Here is a 14,273-nt window from a genome sequence, read left to right as displayed (position 1 = left end):
TAATTCAGTATTATTTTCTTAATTATCCTGACTTTTCGCTTTTATCTTGACTGTAATCTCTTTATGCTTCAAGTTGAAGTGCGGAATGTGGGTTCTAGGCTTGCTTTCACGTTAAGTTGACACTCATGGGCAGTGCCGTGCCCCTACACCTTGCGATATAACGTTGTACCTCATCTGAATGGGAACCGCCATAATCCGATCACATAATATTAATTGGATCTACATCAATAGTTAAACTTACAGACGAAGGACAAAGCGATCGCACCTCTTCCCAATCTGGCAACTTTGGTAAGGCATCGGGGTCAAATTTAATCAATATCTGCCAGCGATAACGATTAGCTACTCGTAAAATACTTGCTGGTGCTGGGCCTAATATCTCAAATTCTTCTTCTGTATTCAAGGTTGTAGCAATAATTTGCGCCGTATTTTGCACTTGAATCGGGTCGAGACTACTTAAGCGCAGCAAAATTAACCGCCCATAAGGAGGATAATTGAGTGCTTGGCGTTGTTCTAATTCCGCTTGAGAGAAAGACTGGTAATCGTGCGATCGCACTGCTGCAATTACCTGATGTTCTGTAGTATAAGTCTGCACAATCACTCTACCCGGATCTTCGCCTCTCCCAGCACGCCCAGCGACTTGAGTCAAGGTTTGAAATGCTCGTTCGCTGGCACGATAATCTGATAAATTTAGCAATCCATCGGCGGCGACAACGCCCACAAGTGTCACCTGTGGTAAATCCAAACCCTTGGTGAGCATTTGCGTACCAACTAATAAATCTGCTTCGCCGTTGGCAAACTGGGTAAGTAGGGTACGATGTGAGCCTTTGTTGCGGGTGGTATCGCTATCAAAACGAATCAAGCGCAACTCTGGAAACTGTCGCGCTAATTCTTGCGTTACCCGTTGAGTACCGCTACCGAAAAATTTCAGGTAAGGGGAACTACAATCAGGGCAAAATTTGGGGTGCGATCGCGCATAATTACAATAATGACACCGTAATAATTCCGGCGCTTTTTCTTCGGTGTGGTGATACGCCAGCGACACGTCACAGTGCGGACATTCCAGCACATATCCACAACTGCGGCAAGAGACAAAAGTACTGTGTCCCCGCCGATGGATAAATAAAATCCCTTGTTGTTTTCTTTCTTGCAGCTGTTGCAAAGCTTCTTGCAGCGATCTACTAAATATAGAACGATTTCCCTGCTGCAACTCTTGCCGCATATCGACTATTTCCACCGGCGGTAAAGGGCGAGAGTTGATGCGTTCAGGCAAACTTAAGTAATGAGAAGAGTTAGGAGTTAGGAGTGAGGAGTGAGGAGTTATGAATTCTCCCCCTGCCCCCTGCCCCCTGCCCCCTGCCCCCTGCATACTTACCCAACTCTCCAAGGAAGGCGTAGCGGAACCCAAAACTAAGGGGCAATTTTCTAATTCGGCTCGCCACTGGGCAACGGTGCGGGCGTGGTAGGTGGGTATGGGGGAATCTTGTTTAAAGCTGCTGTCGTGTTCTTCATCTAAAATAATTAAACCCAAGTTGGGTAAAGGGGCGAAAACGGCGCTACGAGTCCCAATGACAACTTGGGGTTCTCCTGTGAGCATTTGCCGCCATGTGTCGTAACGTTCACCATCGGAGAGGGCGCTGTGATAGACGCTGACTTTATTACCAAAACGGGCACGAAAACGATCGGTTAGCTGGGGTGTAAGTCCAATTTCTGGGACTAAAACCAGGGCAGATTTACCTTGATTGAGGAGAGGTGCGATCGCTTGCAAATATACTTCGGTTTTTCCTGAACCTGTCACCCCATGCAATAAAACTTGAGCAAATCCATCTAGTGTCTGGATTGTCGTTAAGGCGCTGGCTTGGGCTGTAGTTAAAGATTTAGCACCATCACCTACTAATGTTGGGCCTTGTTCTGTTCGCAATACTTCCCGTTCTTCAACAACGATGTAACCCTTTTGTGTCAAAGTTTTGAGAATAGAGGAACTAGCATTGCAAATTTGCAGTAATTCATTTTGCCACAACTCCCCACCACGTCGCCGCAGCACTTCTAAAATCTCTCGTTGGCGAGTGGTTAACTCTTGGTCAATTGTACCTGTGAGCGTGACTGCTTTTTGCAACTTTGGTCGAGTTAGTCGCGGTGGTTCTAAGTAGCTTTCTACTAAACCAAATCGCAATAATTCCCGAATTCCCCGATAAGCAGATTTGACTTTTTGCTGAAGGTAAACAAAACTATAGTCCCCCGCCGGCTGCCCTTGCAAAAGTTCCCAAACTTGCCGCGCCGTCGGAGTCAAAAAAGCCAAAGGATCGGCAGATCCCAGCAAATAACTACTTCCCCCCGCCCCCTGCACCCTGCCCCCTGCCCCCCCGCCTCCAACCAGACGGATACGACGCTGCGATCGCCCCAGCAACCCTGGTGGCAGAGCAACCCGGATTACTTGAATCAGTGGCGTATAGTAATATGCAGCTACTCGGTTGAGTAATTCCCAATAAGCACTTGGGAAAAATCCCACGCTGACTATATCTTCTACTTCCCGGATTTTTTCTGGTGGTAAATCGATATTAGGTTGTGCCAGTAACCGAATAGCGATCGCTCCTAATTGTTGTGCCCCAAATGGCACGCTCAAAATATCCCCTGGTTTAATTTCTAACTGGGCTGGCAATCGATAAGTAAATAGTCCTGTACTTCCTGGACAGTCTACTAATACTTCAACCCACCGATTCAGATTTGCACCTGACTGGTATGATTCACCTGCTTGGGCCACCACTAAAGGAGATAAATTTATGTCATGAATATACATACTTGCTGACTTTATATTTAGATATTTTCCTCATATAGCTGGTTAAAATCAACCTCGCTCACTAAACTCTGATTTTTCTTTTTCTTAAATTTAAATGGTATTTCTCAATACTGTTATTCTTCATAATACTTGATAATTTTCCTCTTATGTAATCTACTAGACAAATTCCTATCAACTATACATGCAATAAATATTTGGTGCCCACTATACAAATAAAAGCATGTCGGCTATTGCTGCAACAGTTGCTCTATCTACTAAATATGGAGTAGCCTTTTTCCGCCTATCGGTAGATATTCAACTTTACCTAGTTATGAGATGCTTTTATACAAAGTAAGATCGTACCAAAATTAAGATGGCATTCCTCTACTTTGTATCATGTAGGCAACTTTAAATCAAATTGGTAATACATAAATCGAGTAGTAGGTTTTTCTCTTATCTAGTGACATCTAGCACTTAAGATATTAAAAATATTTAGAAAAATATATGAAAGTTTAAGAAAATTTGATGATTAACTGAGATTTTTATATTTGTTAAGGTTGAGAAAGTTTGAGGGGGGATTTGACATATTTGAAGATTCAGAAAAAAATGAAGAATATATCTGTTGGGAATCCGAGAAGAAAGTTTTGTTGGGTGCTAAGGTAAGTTTCGCGATAGGTTGTATATAACTGTAACCTATATGTGCTAAGTAGATGCCGATTTTTATTTCTGTAGATAAATTAGCATCAGCCTATATTTCGTCATCTAAAGGGGTGCATCGTCCATTAGGGAAAACTACCAAGCCTCAAAAGAGTAGGTGTAACTAAATTCCGTACCAAACAAAGCAACAATCCCTAAAGGAAACTATGAATATTGTTGAATTAGGAAAAATGGAAATACTGGAGAATGCTGCTGATATTGAAGAACCATCACTCGATAGTTTAAATGCAGTAGCAGAAGAAGAATCTCCAATTGTAGTAGAAAATCTGGAATCAGACGAACGCGATGGAGATGAAATGGCGGCGGCTCGTCCTTCGGGATACAACAAAACCGAACATGATGATGCTGTTGGCGCGTTTTTTAAAGAAATGGCGCGTTATCCGCTCTTGAAAGCTGATGAAGAAGTAGAGTTAGCGCGGCGAGTCAGATTTCTAGAGGAAGTTAGAGAAATACAAGCGGCTTTAGAGTTAAAACTGGAACGTGAAGCCAGCAAACTAGAAGTAGCTTCCGAGCTAGAAATGACGGAAAAGCAATTAGAAAGTCGCTTGTATCAAGGGAGAGTAGCGAAACGCAAAATGATTCGCTCGAACTTAAGATTGGTAGTATCTATTGCCAAGCGATATCTAAATCGGGGAGTGCCTTTTCTGGATTTAATTCAGGAAGGAGCAATGGGTTTAAATCGCGCTACCGAAAAGTTTGATCCCGATAAAGGATATAAGTTTTCTACTTACGCTTATTGGTGGATTAGACAAGCAATTACCAGAGCTATAGCTAACGATGCACGGACAATTCGGCTACCTATACATATTGTTGAAAAGCTGAACAAGCTGAAAAAAGCCCAACGGGAACTCAAACAAAAACTTTCTCGTAATCCCACCGAAGCTGAAATGGCAGAAGCTTTGGAAATGAGTGTACAACAACTACGCCAGTTACAACAACTACGGCGACAAGCACTTTCTCTCAACCATCGTGTCGGTAAAGAAGAAGACACAGAATTGATGGATTTGCTAGAAGATGAAGACAACTTGTCTCCAGAAGCAAAAATGAATGAAAACATGATGCGTCAGGAGATTTGGGAAGTCTTGGGTGACGTGTTAACTCCACGAGAGAAAGATGTGATTTCTCTGCGCTATGGTTTGACAACCAGCGAACCCTGCACTTTAGAAGAAGTTGGCAATATGTTCAATCTTTCTCGTGAGCGAGTGCGTCAAATTCAAAGCAAAGCCATGCGGAAATTGCGCCGTCCTCACATAGCTAAACGTTTAAAAGGTTGGTTGATTTAATTACATTACTCAAGATAGAGATGCAATACCTGACTTAATTAGTTTTGCAATTCGCAAAAATCAGGCATTTTGTAGCTTTTCTCGGCTCTTATTTAGTCAATACTCAAAAAAATTGCCCAGTTAACTATAGACTATGGACTATCAACTATGGACTATAGACTAATGACTCCGGGTAATAATTTGATTGTGCGTTTTGCCGAACCAGCCGATTACAGCGTATTGTTTAAATTAATTGAAGGACTTGCAGAGTATGAAAAATTATCTCACGCTGTTACTGGTAATGCTCTAGCACTTCAGGAGCATTTATTTGGTTCACGGAGATATGTAGAGGCAATCTTAGCGGAATCTCAGGGTCAAGCTGTTGGTTTTGCGCTGTTTTTTCATAATTATTCAACATTTCTGACTAAGCCAGGAATTTATCTGGAAGATTTATTTGTTTTACCAGAATATCGCAGGCAAGGTATTGGTAAGTCTCTCCTGACTAAAGTAGCTCAGATAGCTTTAGAACGCGATTGTGGCCGATTAGAGTGGAGTGTCTTGGATTGGAACGAGTCAGCCCAAGCATTTTACCGTAGTATGGGAGCATCTATATTAGATGATTGGCGAATTTGTCGCGTTACACAAGATGCGCTGATTCAGTTAGGATCGGTTAATTGAAAAATAAAGGATGAAGTATAAAAGATGAAGCAAGAAAATTTTCATCTTGAATATTTCATCCTTAAATTTTGATGATTTTTTTGATATAAATATTCAAACTTACCGAAGAAAGGCAGAGACCAGTTCTTGCTGTTCTTGCTAGAGTAAGAAAATATATTTTTTGCCCTCTGCTAAACGGGTTTGAAGCCCGTAAATTTATTTATGGGGATTCCTCCTGTCTTCTGCCTCCTGCCTCCTTAAATATTTAAGATTGCTTTAGTCTAGATGTAGTGTTTTGTCAAGAAGCATATTTTCGTCAGATATTATTGCTGATAACAACCTTAAATCTAAAAAAACTCAAAGATTCAAAAGCTAAAAATTTTATTTAATAAAGCGAAGTTTGACAGCCTGTCGTTTGACTATGGTAGCGGCTCAACTCACAATTATGAAGGATATTGCACCGAATAAGCCGTTATTGCAGAGGGAACACGAAATGAAAAAAATGATTACAGTCATGCTGTTAGGCATAGCAATCTTCACCTTTGCCTTCAGTAGTCCAGCTTTGGCGGGGGATGCTGCTAGTGGAGCTAAAGTATTTAGTGCCAATTGTGCTTCTTGTCATGCGGGAGGAAAGAATCTGGTTCAAGCTGCCAAAAACTTGAAGAAGGAGGCTTTGGAAAAGTATGGTTTGTACTCAGCAGAGGCAATTATTACCCAAGTTACAAACGGTAAAAATGCTATGCCCGCCTTCGGCAAACGTTTGAAGCCTGAACAAATTGAAAATGTAGCTGCTTATGTGCTTTCACAAGCAGATAAGGGGTGGAAGTAGACCAAAATCTAACTTAAAAAATTAACAATTTGCGGGGCTTTTTGTCCCGCCAATTTTGTTGCTACTGAAATGATCAAATAGGATGCTTATACCAATTTTGGATTAAAGAGTCTTTACAAAAAGACTGTTCCAAAAATATCAAACAATACTACCTATCCTAATTTGGTATTATGAGTAATTTATGGCGATTATTTTTCAGTATAATTATTGCTTTACCTCTCACTTTTTTGACTTTACCTGCACATTCTTCACCCATTTTAATTACCCAAATTACAGCAGGTGATTTCTTAGAGTTAGGTGTAGATAAGATGCGGCGCGGTGATTATCAGGAAGCAATAGAGAATTTCAGCCAGGCGATTGCACTTAAGAAAGATTCTGCTGTGGCTTATAGCGATCGCTGTCTTGCTTATCTCCAATTACAAGATTACCATCAAGCGATCGCAGATTGTACTCAAGCCATAAATTTTGCACCGGATAACTTTGAGGCTTATCTGAACCGAGGAGTGGCATTCTACAGACAAGGGGATTATCCTGCTGCCATTGTCGATCATAACCGAGCGATCGCACTTAAACCCTACGATTTTCGAGCTTACTACAACCGAGGGCTAGCCCGTGCTGGCGATGGGAAAGACTCAGAGGCAATTCTTGACTTTAATTTAGCCCTAACTCAAATTCCTCGAATAACTAGCTTACTGCTTGCAGATATCTATAATGACCGAGGTTTAGCGCATTTTGTCTTGCAAGATACCCAAGCTGCGATGCTCGACTTTAGTTTAGCAATTCGCCTCAATGCTAATGATTATAGAGCGTACTTTAACCGAGCTTGTGCTTGCGGCCGAAACGGAGATGACTTTGGTGCAGTGCGTGATTTTTCCCAAGTAATCAAACTTAACCCCAGTAATGCCCAGGCTTATGTTAATCGGGGAGTAGCTCAGTATCGCTTAGGATATCATTTAGCTGCGATCGCTGATTTACAAAAAGCATCTGAATACTTTGAAAACCAAGGAAAGAGAGTTGCCTACGAAAAAACTCTAGATTTACTGAAGAATCTGCGACAAAAAATCTCCTTTGCAACGGAAATCGCTCTTTTATAAGATTTTCAGTACTATACAGGGTATCCACCAGCTTGAAAAATCTGTTCGGCAGTTAAGTTTAACTCTGGGAAAAGAGGTGAGATAATGCGATCGCTACCTCGAAACTGGCTGACTTGGTACTCTTCCTCAATTAAAGTGTAGAGAGAGACAGTTGGTTGTTTAGGGTTGCCAATAAATCGCCTACCGCCTAAAGCAGCATAGTCTACAATCCAGTATTCTGGGATGCCTACAGCCTCATAGTCAGCAGCTTTTTTTAAATAATCATCACGCCAATTGCTACTCACTACCTCAATTACTAAGGGTATTGATTCCGCTTGGCTTACAGTAGATTCTTTTTTCCACAAAGGTTCGTTTACCAAGTTGGGGCGATTTAATATCAGCACATCTGGTGAGTAAGCAGATTCATTTTCAGGCGGTTTGACTAATACTGTTTTGGGTATGAAATAGGGGAGATTTAAACGAATACACTCTCTAGTAATTTCAAATGCTAAAAATCCAACTACCTCTTCATGGTCGCCTGTAGGTTGCGTCATCTCTACAATTACTCCATCATGCAATTCATAACGTTTTCCTGTGTTGTCAGGGTATTTAGCAACGAATTCATCGAATGTAACTAGTTTGCGTAAGGTTTGAATCATTCTATTGTGTTTGCGAACTATTGTGTTTGCGAAGCTTCCAGTTTTCCCAATGCTAACGTAATTCATAATTGTTGCAAACTAAAGGTATTTGAGGCTTATTATTTTTCGCCTTTTGGAGGCTAGCTCGCTTATGAAAGAATACAGTTCAGATAAGCCCGAAACACTTGTAGAGACGGCGATTTATCGCGTCTCAAAACCCAAAATTGTTGCCAGTAGCCCTTAACCCCTTTTTCTCTTCGTCCTGCTAACCAATCAGGCGTAACACCATCAGAGAACGATCTGTAACTGGTACAGTTTGAGAGCCTGAAACTAATTTTCCCCGATCTAAAAAGCGAGGTTCATTAGTGTCAATTACTATCTCCCATGCTTTTTCTTTAAATTCATTGGGCAAAGCAAAGTCAATTAACTCGTAGTGAGCGTTAAAAAACAATAGAAAACTTTCATCAATAATCCGCTCACCACGATCCCCTGGAGTAGCAATTCCCTGCCCATTCAAAAAAATCTCCATTACTTTGGCATAACTAACTAACCACTGCTTTTCAGTCATTTCACTGCCATCAGCATTAAACCAAGCAATATCATTAATGCCTGAACCGTGAATGGGGCGACCTTGAAACCACTTACGCCGTCGAAATACTGGATGCTGATTACGAAAATTAATTAGTTCACGTGTAAAGTCTAGTAAATCTGAGTTCGCTTTATGTAAATCCCAATGCCGCCAGGAAATCTCATTGTCTTGGCAATAGACATTATTATTTCCCTTTTGACTACAGCCAATTTCATCCCCCTCTAATAACATTGGGACACCTTGAGATAGCATTAGAGTTGCTAAAAAGTTTCGTCGTTGCCGTTCGCGCAAACGCATTACTTCTGGATCGTCGGTTTCGCCTTCTACACCACAATTCCAGGATCTATTATGGCTTTCACCATCTCTATTATCTTCGCCATTTGCGTCGTTATGCTTTTCGTTGTAGCTGACCAAATCATTTAACGTGAAACCATCATGAGCAGTTATAAAATTAATACTTGCATTTGGGTTGCGTCCATTGGTTTGATATAGGTCAGGGCTACCAGTAAAACAGTAAGCAAATTGTCCTAAACTATCATCTACACCACGCCAAAAATCTCTGACTGTATCCCTATATCTACCATTCCACTCAGACCAACGTAGTGGAAAGTTCCCGACTTGATAGCCGCCTTCTCCTAAATCCCAAGGTTCAGCAATTAGCTTTACATCTGCTAAAATTGGGTCTTGATGAATAATATCAAAGAAAGCAGATAGATTATCTACTTCATATAATTCCCGTGCCAGCGCCGAGGCCAAATCAAATCGGAAGCCATCTACATGCATTTCTATTACCCAATAGCGCAGGCTATCCATGATTAACTTCAGAACTTGAGCATGACGCACATTCAGAGAGTTACCGCAGCCTGTAAAATCCATGTAGTAGCGAGGATCTTCCTTTACTAAACGGTAATATACAGAATTATCAATACCTCGCAAAGATAGCGTTGGCCCGAAATGATTTCCTTCGCCTGTGTGGTTGTAGACTACATCTAAGATAACTTCAATTCCCGCAAAATGTAGTGCCTTGACCATTTGCTTGAATTCAGCGACTTGTTGTCCCCCAGTTCCACTAGCACTGTAACTAGAATAGGGTGCAAAATAGTTGATGGAATCGTAGCCCCAGTAATTCTTTAATCCTTTGTCTTCTAAATGTCCCGGATGAGATAGAAAATGATGTACTGGCATCAACTCAACTGCTGTAATTCCTAATTGCAGTAAGTGTTGAATTGCAGCCGGATGTGCTAACCCGGCATAAGTTCCACGTAATTCTTCTGGAATACCTGGATGTAGTTTTGTAAAACCTTTGACGTGAGTTTCATAAATAACAGTTGTATGCCAAGGTGTCGCAAGAAGTTGATCACCTTCCCAATCAAAAGATTGATCGACCACAACACACTTGGGCATTATTTTGGCATCATCTAGCTCAGAAAAAACTAAGTCTTTTTCCTCAGCGTCTAGAGAGTAACCAAAGACAGATGGATCGTTACTAAATTCACCATCAATTGCTTTAGCGTAGGGGTCAATCAATAGTTTGTTGGGATTAAATCGATGACCTACTTCTGGTGCCCACATTCCATGCACTCTAAACCCATACTTTTGACCTGGCCCAACTCCTGGTAAGTAACCATGCCAAACAAAATTGTTTTTTTCTGTCAGATGTAAGCGAATTTCTTCGTCATCACTATCAAATAAACAAAGTTCTACCCCTGTTGCATTTTCCGAAAATAAAGCAAAGTTTGTTCCTTTACCATCCCAAGTTGCACCTAAAGGATATACTTTACCTGGCCATAAAGTTACATACATAAGTAAATCTTGAATGATTTGTTTTTCGGTAAATAATTGATTTCGACTTTTTTGAATAATTAGTCAAAATTGAAAGTTACTAATAATTCGTTAAAATCACTAACATTAAAATCTAACTCATAAATAATGTTATCTGCTCTATCATTAGCAATATAAATCTCTATTCCTTAAGTCAGAAAAATTACAGATTTCAAGCGATCGCTTCGGCGGGACTAACCCCGGTGGAGATTGAAAATTAATATAAATCTTATGTACGATATATTCATATTTTACAATTGTGTGCTACCATGCCATTCCACATCTATCTTAGGTTAAGTTAATTTATCAAATTATTCTCCCGATTGATGGATGTAAAAAAAAATACCTTGTTGTTAGTTTATGTAATAGCTGAATTAACTACAAGCTGGAGATAAAAACCATGAGTATCGAAAAAAGAATAGAAGCTACTGCAAAAAATATTGAAGGAAAAATTCAAGAGGTTGTGGGTGAAGTCACAGGTAATCCACAAGACAAAGCTGAAGGACAAGCAAAGCAAGCTGAAGCCGAAGTTTCTCACACTGTAGAAAACATTAAGGACGAAGTTAAGAAAATTGTAGACTAATTTAGAGTGGTGTTCAGATCCCCGACTTCGCAGAAGTTGTCGGGGATCAAACAGCCCAACAAAATTAATGGTACAGACCACTAGTACCGCAAGGTGGAATTCAAAATGACGCTCGTTCGCTCTTAGCGTCTCCCCTTGGGAGAAGACTCGCTAACGCTGCGCTAACAAAATTCAAAATTCAAAATTAATACAGCGTAAGCGTTTCATTGATTTTGAATGCGTGGTTTATTTACGCCGTGTTGTACTAGCTATAGGACTCCGATTTTATTTCTGAAAAAATACTGAGACTGAAAAGCCTGTTTTATAAGGGTTTTATGTGAAATCTTGTTCAAAAATCAGATATTAATCCTATATTAATTTATTAGTAATAGTCTAATATTAATTTAATCACTCCACTAACTTAGAGAAAGTGGATTTTTTGTATTAGACATCTCCAGAAATTAAATATGCGTTATCCAGAATCCTTGTAGAGACGTAGCACTGCTACGTCTCTACATTCATTTTCGGAGATGTCTATTAGCTTAAAAGCGAAATCAGATATTAAATTCAATCCGGTTCAGTTATGTACATTAACTAATTATTTGTCAATTTAACAAAATATTGTCAAAGTATTCTAAATACCTAAAACCCCGGCTCTGAAAGAGCTTCGCCCATCTGAAGGTGGTAGTGTTGAGCGTCCGTTTAAAACTCTAAATACAGAATTATTCTCAATTTTACAGGGATATACAGGTTCAAACGTTCAAGAGCGACCAGAAGAAGCGGAGAAAGAAGCTTGCTTAACGTTGCGGCAGTTAGAGCAAATGTTGGTGCGTTACATCGTTGATAACTATAACCAGCGACTTGATGCTCGAATGGGCGACCAGACAAGATTTCAACGCTGGGAATCTGGTTTAATTGCAGGGTAATATTCCCATTAATAGTGAAAAATTACAGGCGGAGATTCAACGATTAAATCGTAAAGGTTTTGTCCCGCTTGAACAAGTGCAAATTCTTCATGATTGGTTGGAAGGAAAGCGCCAATCAAGACAATCTGGGCGTGTGGTAGGTGAGTCGAGAACGGGTAAAACAATGGGTTGTGATGCCTATAGGCTTAGGAATAAACCCTCTCAAGTTGCAGGAAAACCCCCAACTGTACCTGTAGCTTATATCCAAATTCCCCAGGAGTGCGGTGCTAAGGAATTATTTGGGGTAATTATGGAGCATTTGAAATATCAAGTAACTAAAGGAACAGTGGCAGAAATTCGAGATAGAACACTGCGGGTTCTTAAAGGTTGCGGGGTAGAAATGTTGATTATTGATGAAGCCGATCGCTTTAAGCCGAAAACTTTTGCGGAAGTGCGTGATATTTTTGACAGGTTGGAAATAGCAGTGATTTTGGTAGGAACTGACCGCTTAGATGCAGTGATTAAGCGGGATGAGCAGAGCTAAGGTTGTATGGGTTGATACTGATAGATTACAGCAAATGTTACCACCTGCTGGGGTTGGGATCAAAATGGAGCCTATTCGATTATGTGCAGCTTGTTATATTGAATCACCTTGCCACAAAATTGAGTGGCAGTTTAAGGTGGCTCAAGGGTGTCCGCATCATAATTTAAGTCTGCTGTCTGAATGTCCTAATTGCGGGGCTAGGTTTAAAGTCCCGGCGTTTTGGGTTGATGCTTGGTGTCAAAGGTGTTTTACGCCGTTTGGGAAAATGGTAGAACGTCAGAAAATAATTTAGGATATCGAGAGTGATCGCCCTACTTCCCACAGGTATCGCTATCTTATAGTAAAAAGTAACCACTGCAAGGTTTTCAATGAATTGATATTCAAGTACAATTCTAGTTCATAGAATTATATTTTCTAGACAAAAAGTATAATTTGCGTATATTTACTCCTCTATGACTTGTAAGACTTGTGGAGCAATAAATACTTTACCGTAAGAACCTTCACTAACCTGGAACAAGATGCCAGCATTAACCAGTTTTTCTACATTCTGTTGTGCAGATCGATATGTAACGTCTAGAATTTCTTGGGCTTGGGGAATAGTCAGAATAGGTGACTCAAACAAGCTGTCTGCAAGACGTAACAGTAAGGCAGTAGCACGAGCTTGGGTTAATTCGTTTCTCCATTGAATTTGTAAATCTTGTAACTTTTTTGACCGAATCACCGCATCTTTTGATTGTTCTGTTACCCCTTGGAGAAAAAATATTAGCCACTCGCGCCAATCACCATGCTTGCTGATGCCCAGCATGAAATCGTAATATTTTTGTCTATGTTTCTCAAAGTAAGCACTGAGATAAAGTAAAGGTAAGGGTAATAAATTCCAGTTCAATAAAAGTAGTGAAATTACTAATCTGCCGATACGTCCATTACCGTCCATAAATGGATGAATGCTCTCAAACTGATAGTGAATTAAACCTATGCGAATTAATGGCGGATAATTACAATTGTCGTGTAAATATTTTTCTAGTTCATTTAGGCATTGGTGCATTTCTGGTACGGGAGGAGGAATAAATCGAGCATCGTTGATAATAGACCCTGATTGCCCAATGTAATTTTGATAACGACGAAATTCTCCGGGAGCCGCATTTTTGCCGCGCACACCATCTACTAAGCGTTCATGGAGTTCGCATATAAAACGTAAACAAATTGGTAAGCTACTAAGTCTATCTAAACCGTACTCTAGTGTACGCACATAATTTAATACTTCTTGAGCATCTCCTTCGGGTAGAGGAGGGAGAACACCCGGAAGTGAGAGTTGTCCTGTTTCATAAGCATAAAGATTGGCTATATTTGTTTGCGTTCCTTCAATCCGTGAGGAAAGAACAGCTTCACGGCGAATAAATGGACGTATGAGCAGAGTCGGATTTGGCATAGTGCGCCCTAATCCAGCAAGTTCGCCTAAAGCGCGATCGGCATCTGAAAGAGTACGCCAAATTTCTATATCAAGTTCAATTACTGGTGGTAGGGGGTTAGGAACAAAAGCATAACAAGGGTTTTTACCTTCTTCTATTTGTACTAATCTACCTGTAGGACTATTTTGGAAGTCTTCGGCGTTCATACTAGGTTTTGATTTTTATCTAAAATCTGGACATTAAAACTAAGTTTCTAGAAAATAAAAATTTCACTGTAATAACACTGAAAGCTTATCCCTGAATTCTTGTCCTCCATGAATAACGCATAGTCTTAAATGCAAGTCTTCAGGATGTATCGCAACATGTACTCCTTTGCAACCACGAGGAAGTGTTTGCATATTACATTTCCACTCTCGTAAAATTAATCTGTTAAAAATGACATTAATCTGTTAACAGTGACAAATAATTAGTGAATGTACAGTACACAAGTTTTG

11 protein-coding genes and 1 pseudogene are annotated in these 14,273 nt (G+C 40.3%); 8 read left to right on the top strand and 4 right to left on the bottom strand.

The features are described 5' to 3' along the window. Positions 1–199: 199 nt before the first annotated feature. Complete coding sequence (gene priA / locus V7K76_RS28190) at positions 200–2,794, bottom strand: primosomal protein N' (RefSeq protein ID WP_334775993.1); 2,595 nt, start codon at positions 2,792–2,794, stop codon at positions 200–202. Between the two features lie 842 nt (positions 2,795–3,636). On the opposite strand from priA, the gene V7K76_RS28185 reads away from it, so the two are divergent. The 4 genes from V7K76_RS28185 (at position 3,637) to V7K76_RS28170 (ending at position 7,332) form a co-directional block, all read left to right on the top strand. Beyond that, positions 3,637–4,773, top strand: a complete 1,137-nt coding sequence (locus V7K76_RS28185; RefSeq protein ID WP_334775994.1) for an RpoD/SigA family RNA polymerase sigma factor — start codon at positions 3,637–3,639, stop codon at positions 4,771–4,773. Positions 4,774–4,935: 162 nt separating this feature from the next. Further along, the gene (locus tag V7K76_RS28180; RefSeq protein WP_334776110.1) at positions 4,936–5,430 is read left to right on the top strand and encodes a GNAT family N-acetyltransferase; all 495 of its coding nucleotides are present in this window, start codon (positions 4,936–4,938) and stop codon (positions 5,428–5,430) included. A 472-nt stretch (positions 5,431–5,902) separates the two neighbouring features. Next, entirely contained in the window at positions 5,903–6,238 is a 336-nt protein-coding gene (gene petJ / locus V7K76_RS28175) for a cytochrome c6 PetJ (protein ID WP_334776111.1), read from the top strand. Between the two features lie 170 nt (positions 6,239–6,408). Then, positions 6,409–7,332, top strand: coding sequence for a tetratricopeptide repeat protein (locus V7K76_RS28170; RefSeq protein WP_334775995.1), 924 nt, complete (start codon positions 6,409–6,411; stop codon positions 7,330–7,332). A gap of 11 nt (positions 7,333–7,343) precedes the next feature. Here V7K76_RS28170 and V7K76_RS28165 read toward each other — a convergent pair whose 3' ends face one another. Further along, positions 7,344–7,970: a Uma2 family endonuclease gene (locus V7K76_RS28165; RefSeq protein WP_334775996.1), complete on the bottom strand. Its 627-nt coding sequence runs from the start codon at positions 7,968–7,970 to the stop codon at positions 7,344–7,346. A gap of 244 nt (positions 7,971–8,214) precedes the next feature. Continuing rightward, positions 8,215–10,341 (bottom strand): glycogen debranching protein GlgX, encoded by a 2,127-nt coding sequence (gene glgX / locus V7K76_RS28160; RefSeq protein WP_334775998.1) that lies wholly within the window; start codon positions 10,339–10,341, stop codon positions 8,215–8,217. Positions 10,342–10,759: 418 nt separating this feature from the next. Here glgX and V7K76_RS28155 point away from each other — a divergent pair, with 418 nt between their 5' ends. From V7K76_RS28155 to V7K76_RS28140, 4 genes and pseudogenes are all read left to right on the top strand, one after another. Next, positions 10,760–10,942 (top strand): CsbD family protein, encoded by a 183-nt coding sequence (locus V7K76_RS28155; RefSeq protein ID WP_334775999.1) that lies wholly within the window; start codon positions 10,760–10,762, stop codon positions 10,940–10,942. Positions 10,943–11,589: 647 nt separating this feature from the next. Then, positions 11,590–11,838: pseudogene (locus tag V7K76_RS28150) on the top strand (Mu transposase C-terminal domain-containing protein); the annotation flags it as partial. A gap of 85 nt (positions 11,839–11,923) precedes the next feature. Next, a complete protein-coding gene (locus V7K76_RS28145) occupies positions 11,924–12,370 on the top strand; it encodes a TniB family NTP-binding protein (RefSeq protein ID WP_334776112.1) in 447 nt (148 codons plus the stop codon). After that, positions 12,357–12,662 carry a hypothetical protein gene (locus V7K76_RS28140; protein WP_334776000.1) on the top strand — a complete coding sequence of 102 codons (306 nt, stop codon included), beginning with the start codon at positions 12,357–12,359 and terminating at the stop codon, positions 12,660–12,662. The genes V7K76_RS28145 and V7K76_RS28140 overlap by 14 nt, the downstream gene beginning before the upstream one ends. A 150-nt stretch (positions 12,663–12,812) precedes the next feature. On the opposite strand, the gene V7K76_RS28135 is transcribed toward V7K76_RS28140, so the two are convergent. Continuing rightward, entirely contained in the window at positions 12,813–13,985 is a 1,173-nt protein-coding gene (locus V7K76_RS28135; protein ID WP_334776001.1) for a Fic family protein, read from the bottom strand. Positions 13,986–14,273: the final 288 nt, after the last annotated feature.

The sequence above is a fragment of the Nostoc sp. genome (genome assembly GCF_036917975.1).
GTDB lineage: Bacteria > Cyanobacteriota > Cyanobacteriia > Cyanobacteriales > Nostocaceae > Nostoc.
This window is presented reverse-complemented; position numbering and strand designations above follow the sequence as displayed.

Coding starts and splice junctions, on each gene's coding strand:
- glgX (WP_334775998.1), bottom strand. CDS start 10,341: ATGTATGTAACTTTATGGCCAGGTAAAGTATATCCTTTAGGTGCAACT.
- V7K76_RS28135 (WP_334776001.1), bottom strand. CDS start 13,985: ATGAACGCCGAAGACTTCCAAAATAGTCCTACAGGTAGATTAGTACAA.
- V7K76_RS28165 (WP_334775996.1), bottom strand. CDS start 7,970: ATGATTCAAACCTTACGCAAACTAGTTACATTCGATGAATTCGTTGCT.
- priA (WP_334775993.1), bottom strand. CDS start 2,794: ATGTATATTCATGACATAAATTTATCTCCTTTAGTGGTGGCCCAAGCA.
- V7K76_RS28170 (WP_334775995.1), top strand. CDS start 6,409: ATGAGTAATTTATGGCGATTATTTTTCAGTATAATTATTGCTTTACCT.
- V7K76_RS28180 (WP_334776110.1), top strand. CDS start 4,936: ATGACTCCGGGTAATAATTTGATTGTGCGTTTTGCCGAACCAGCCGAT.
- V7K76_RS28155 (WP_334775999.1), top strand. CDS start 10,760: ATGAGTATCGAAAAAAGAATAGAAGCTACTGCAAAAAATATTGAAGGA.
- V7K76_RS28185 (WP_334775994.1), top strand. CDS start 3,637: ATGAATATTGTTGAATTAGGAAAAATGGAAATACTGGAGAATGCTGCT.
- petJ (WP_334776111.1), top strand. CDS start 5,903: ATGAAAAAAATGATTACAGTCATGCTGTTAGGCATAGCAATCTTCACC.
- V7K76_RS28140 (WP_334776000.1), top strand. CDS start 12,357: ATGAGCAGAGCTAAGGTTGTATGGGTTGATACTGATAGATTACAGCAA.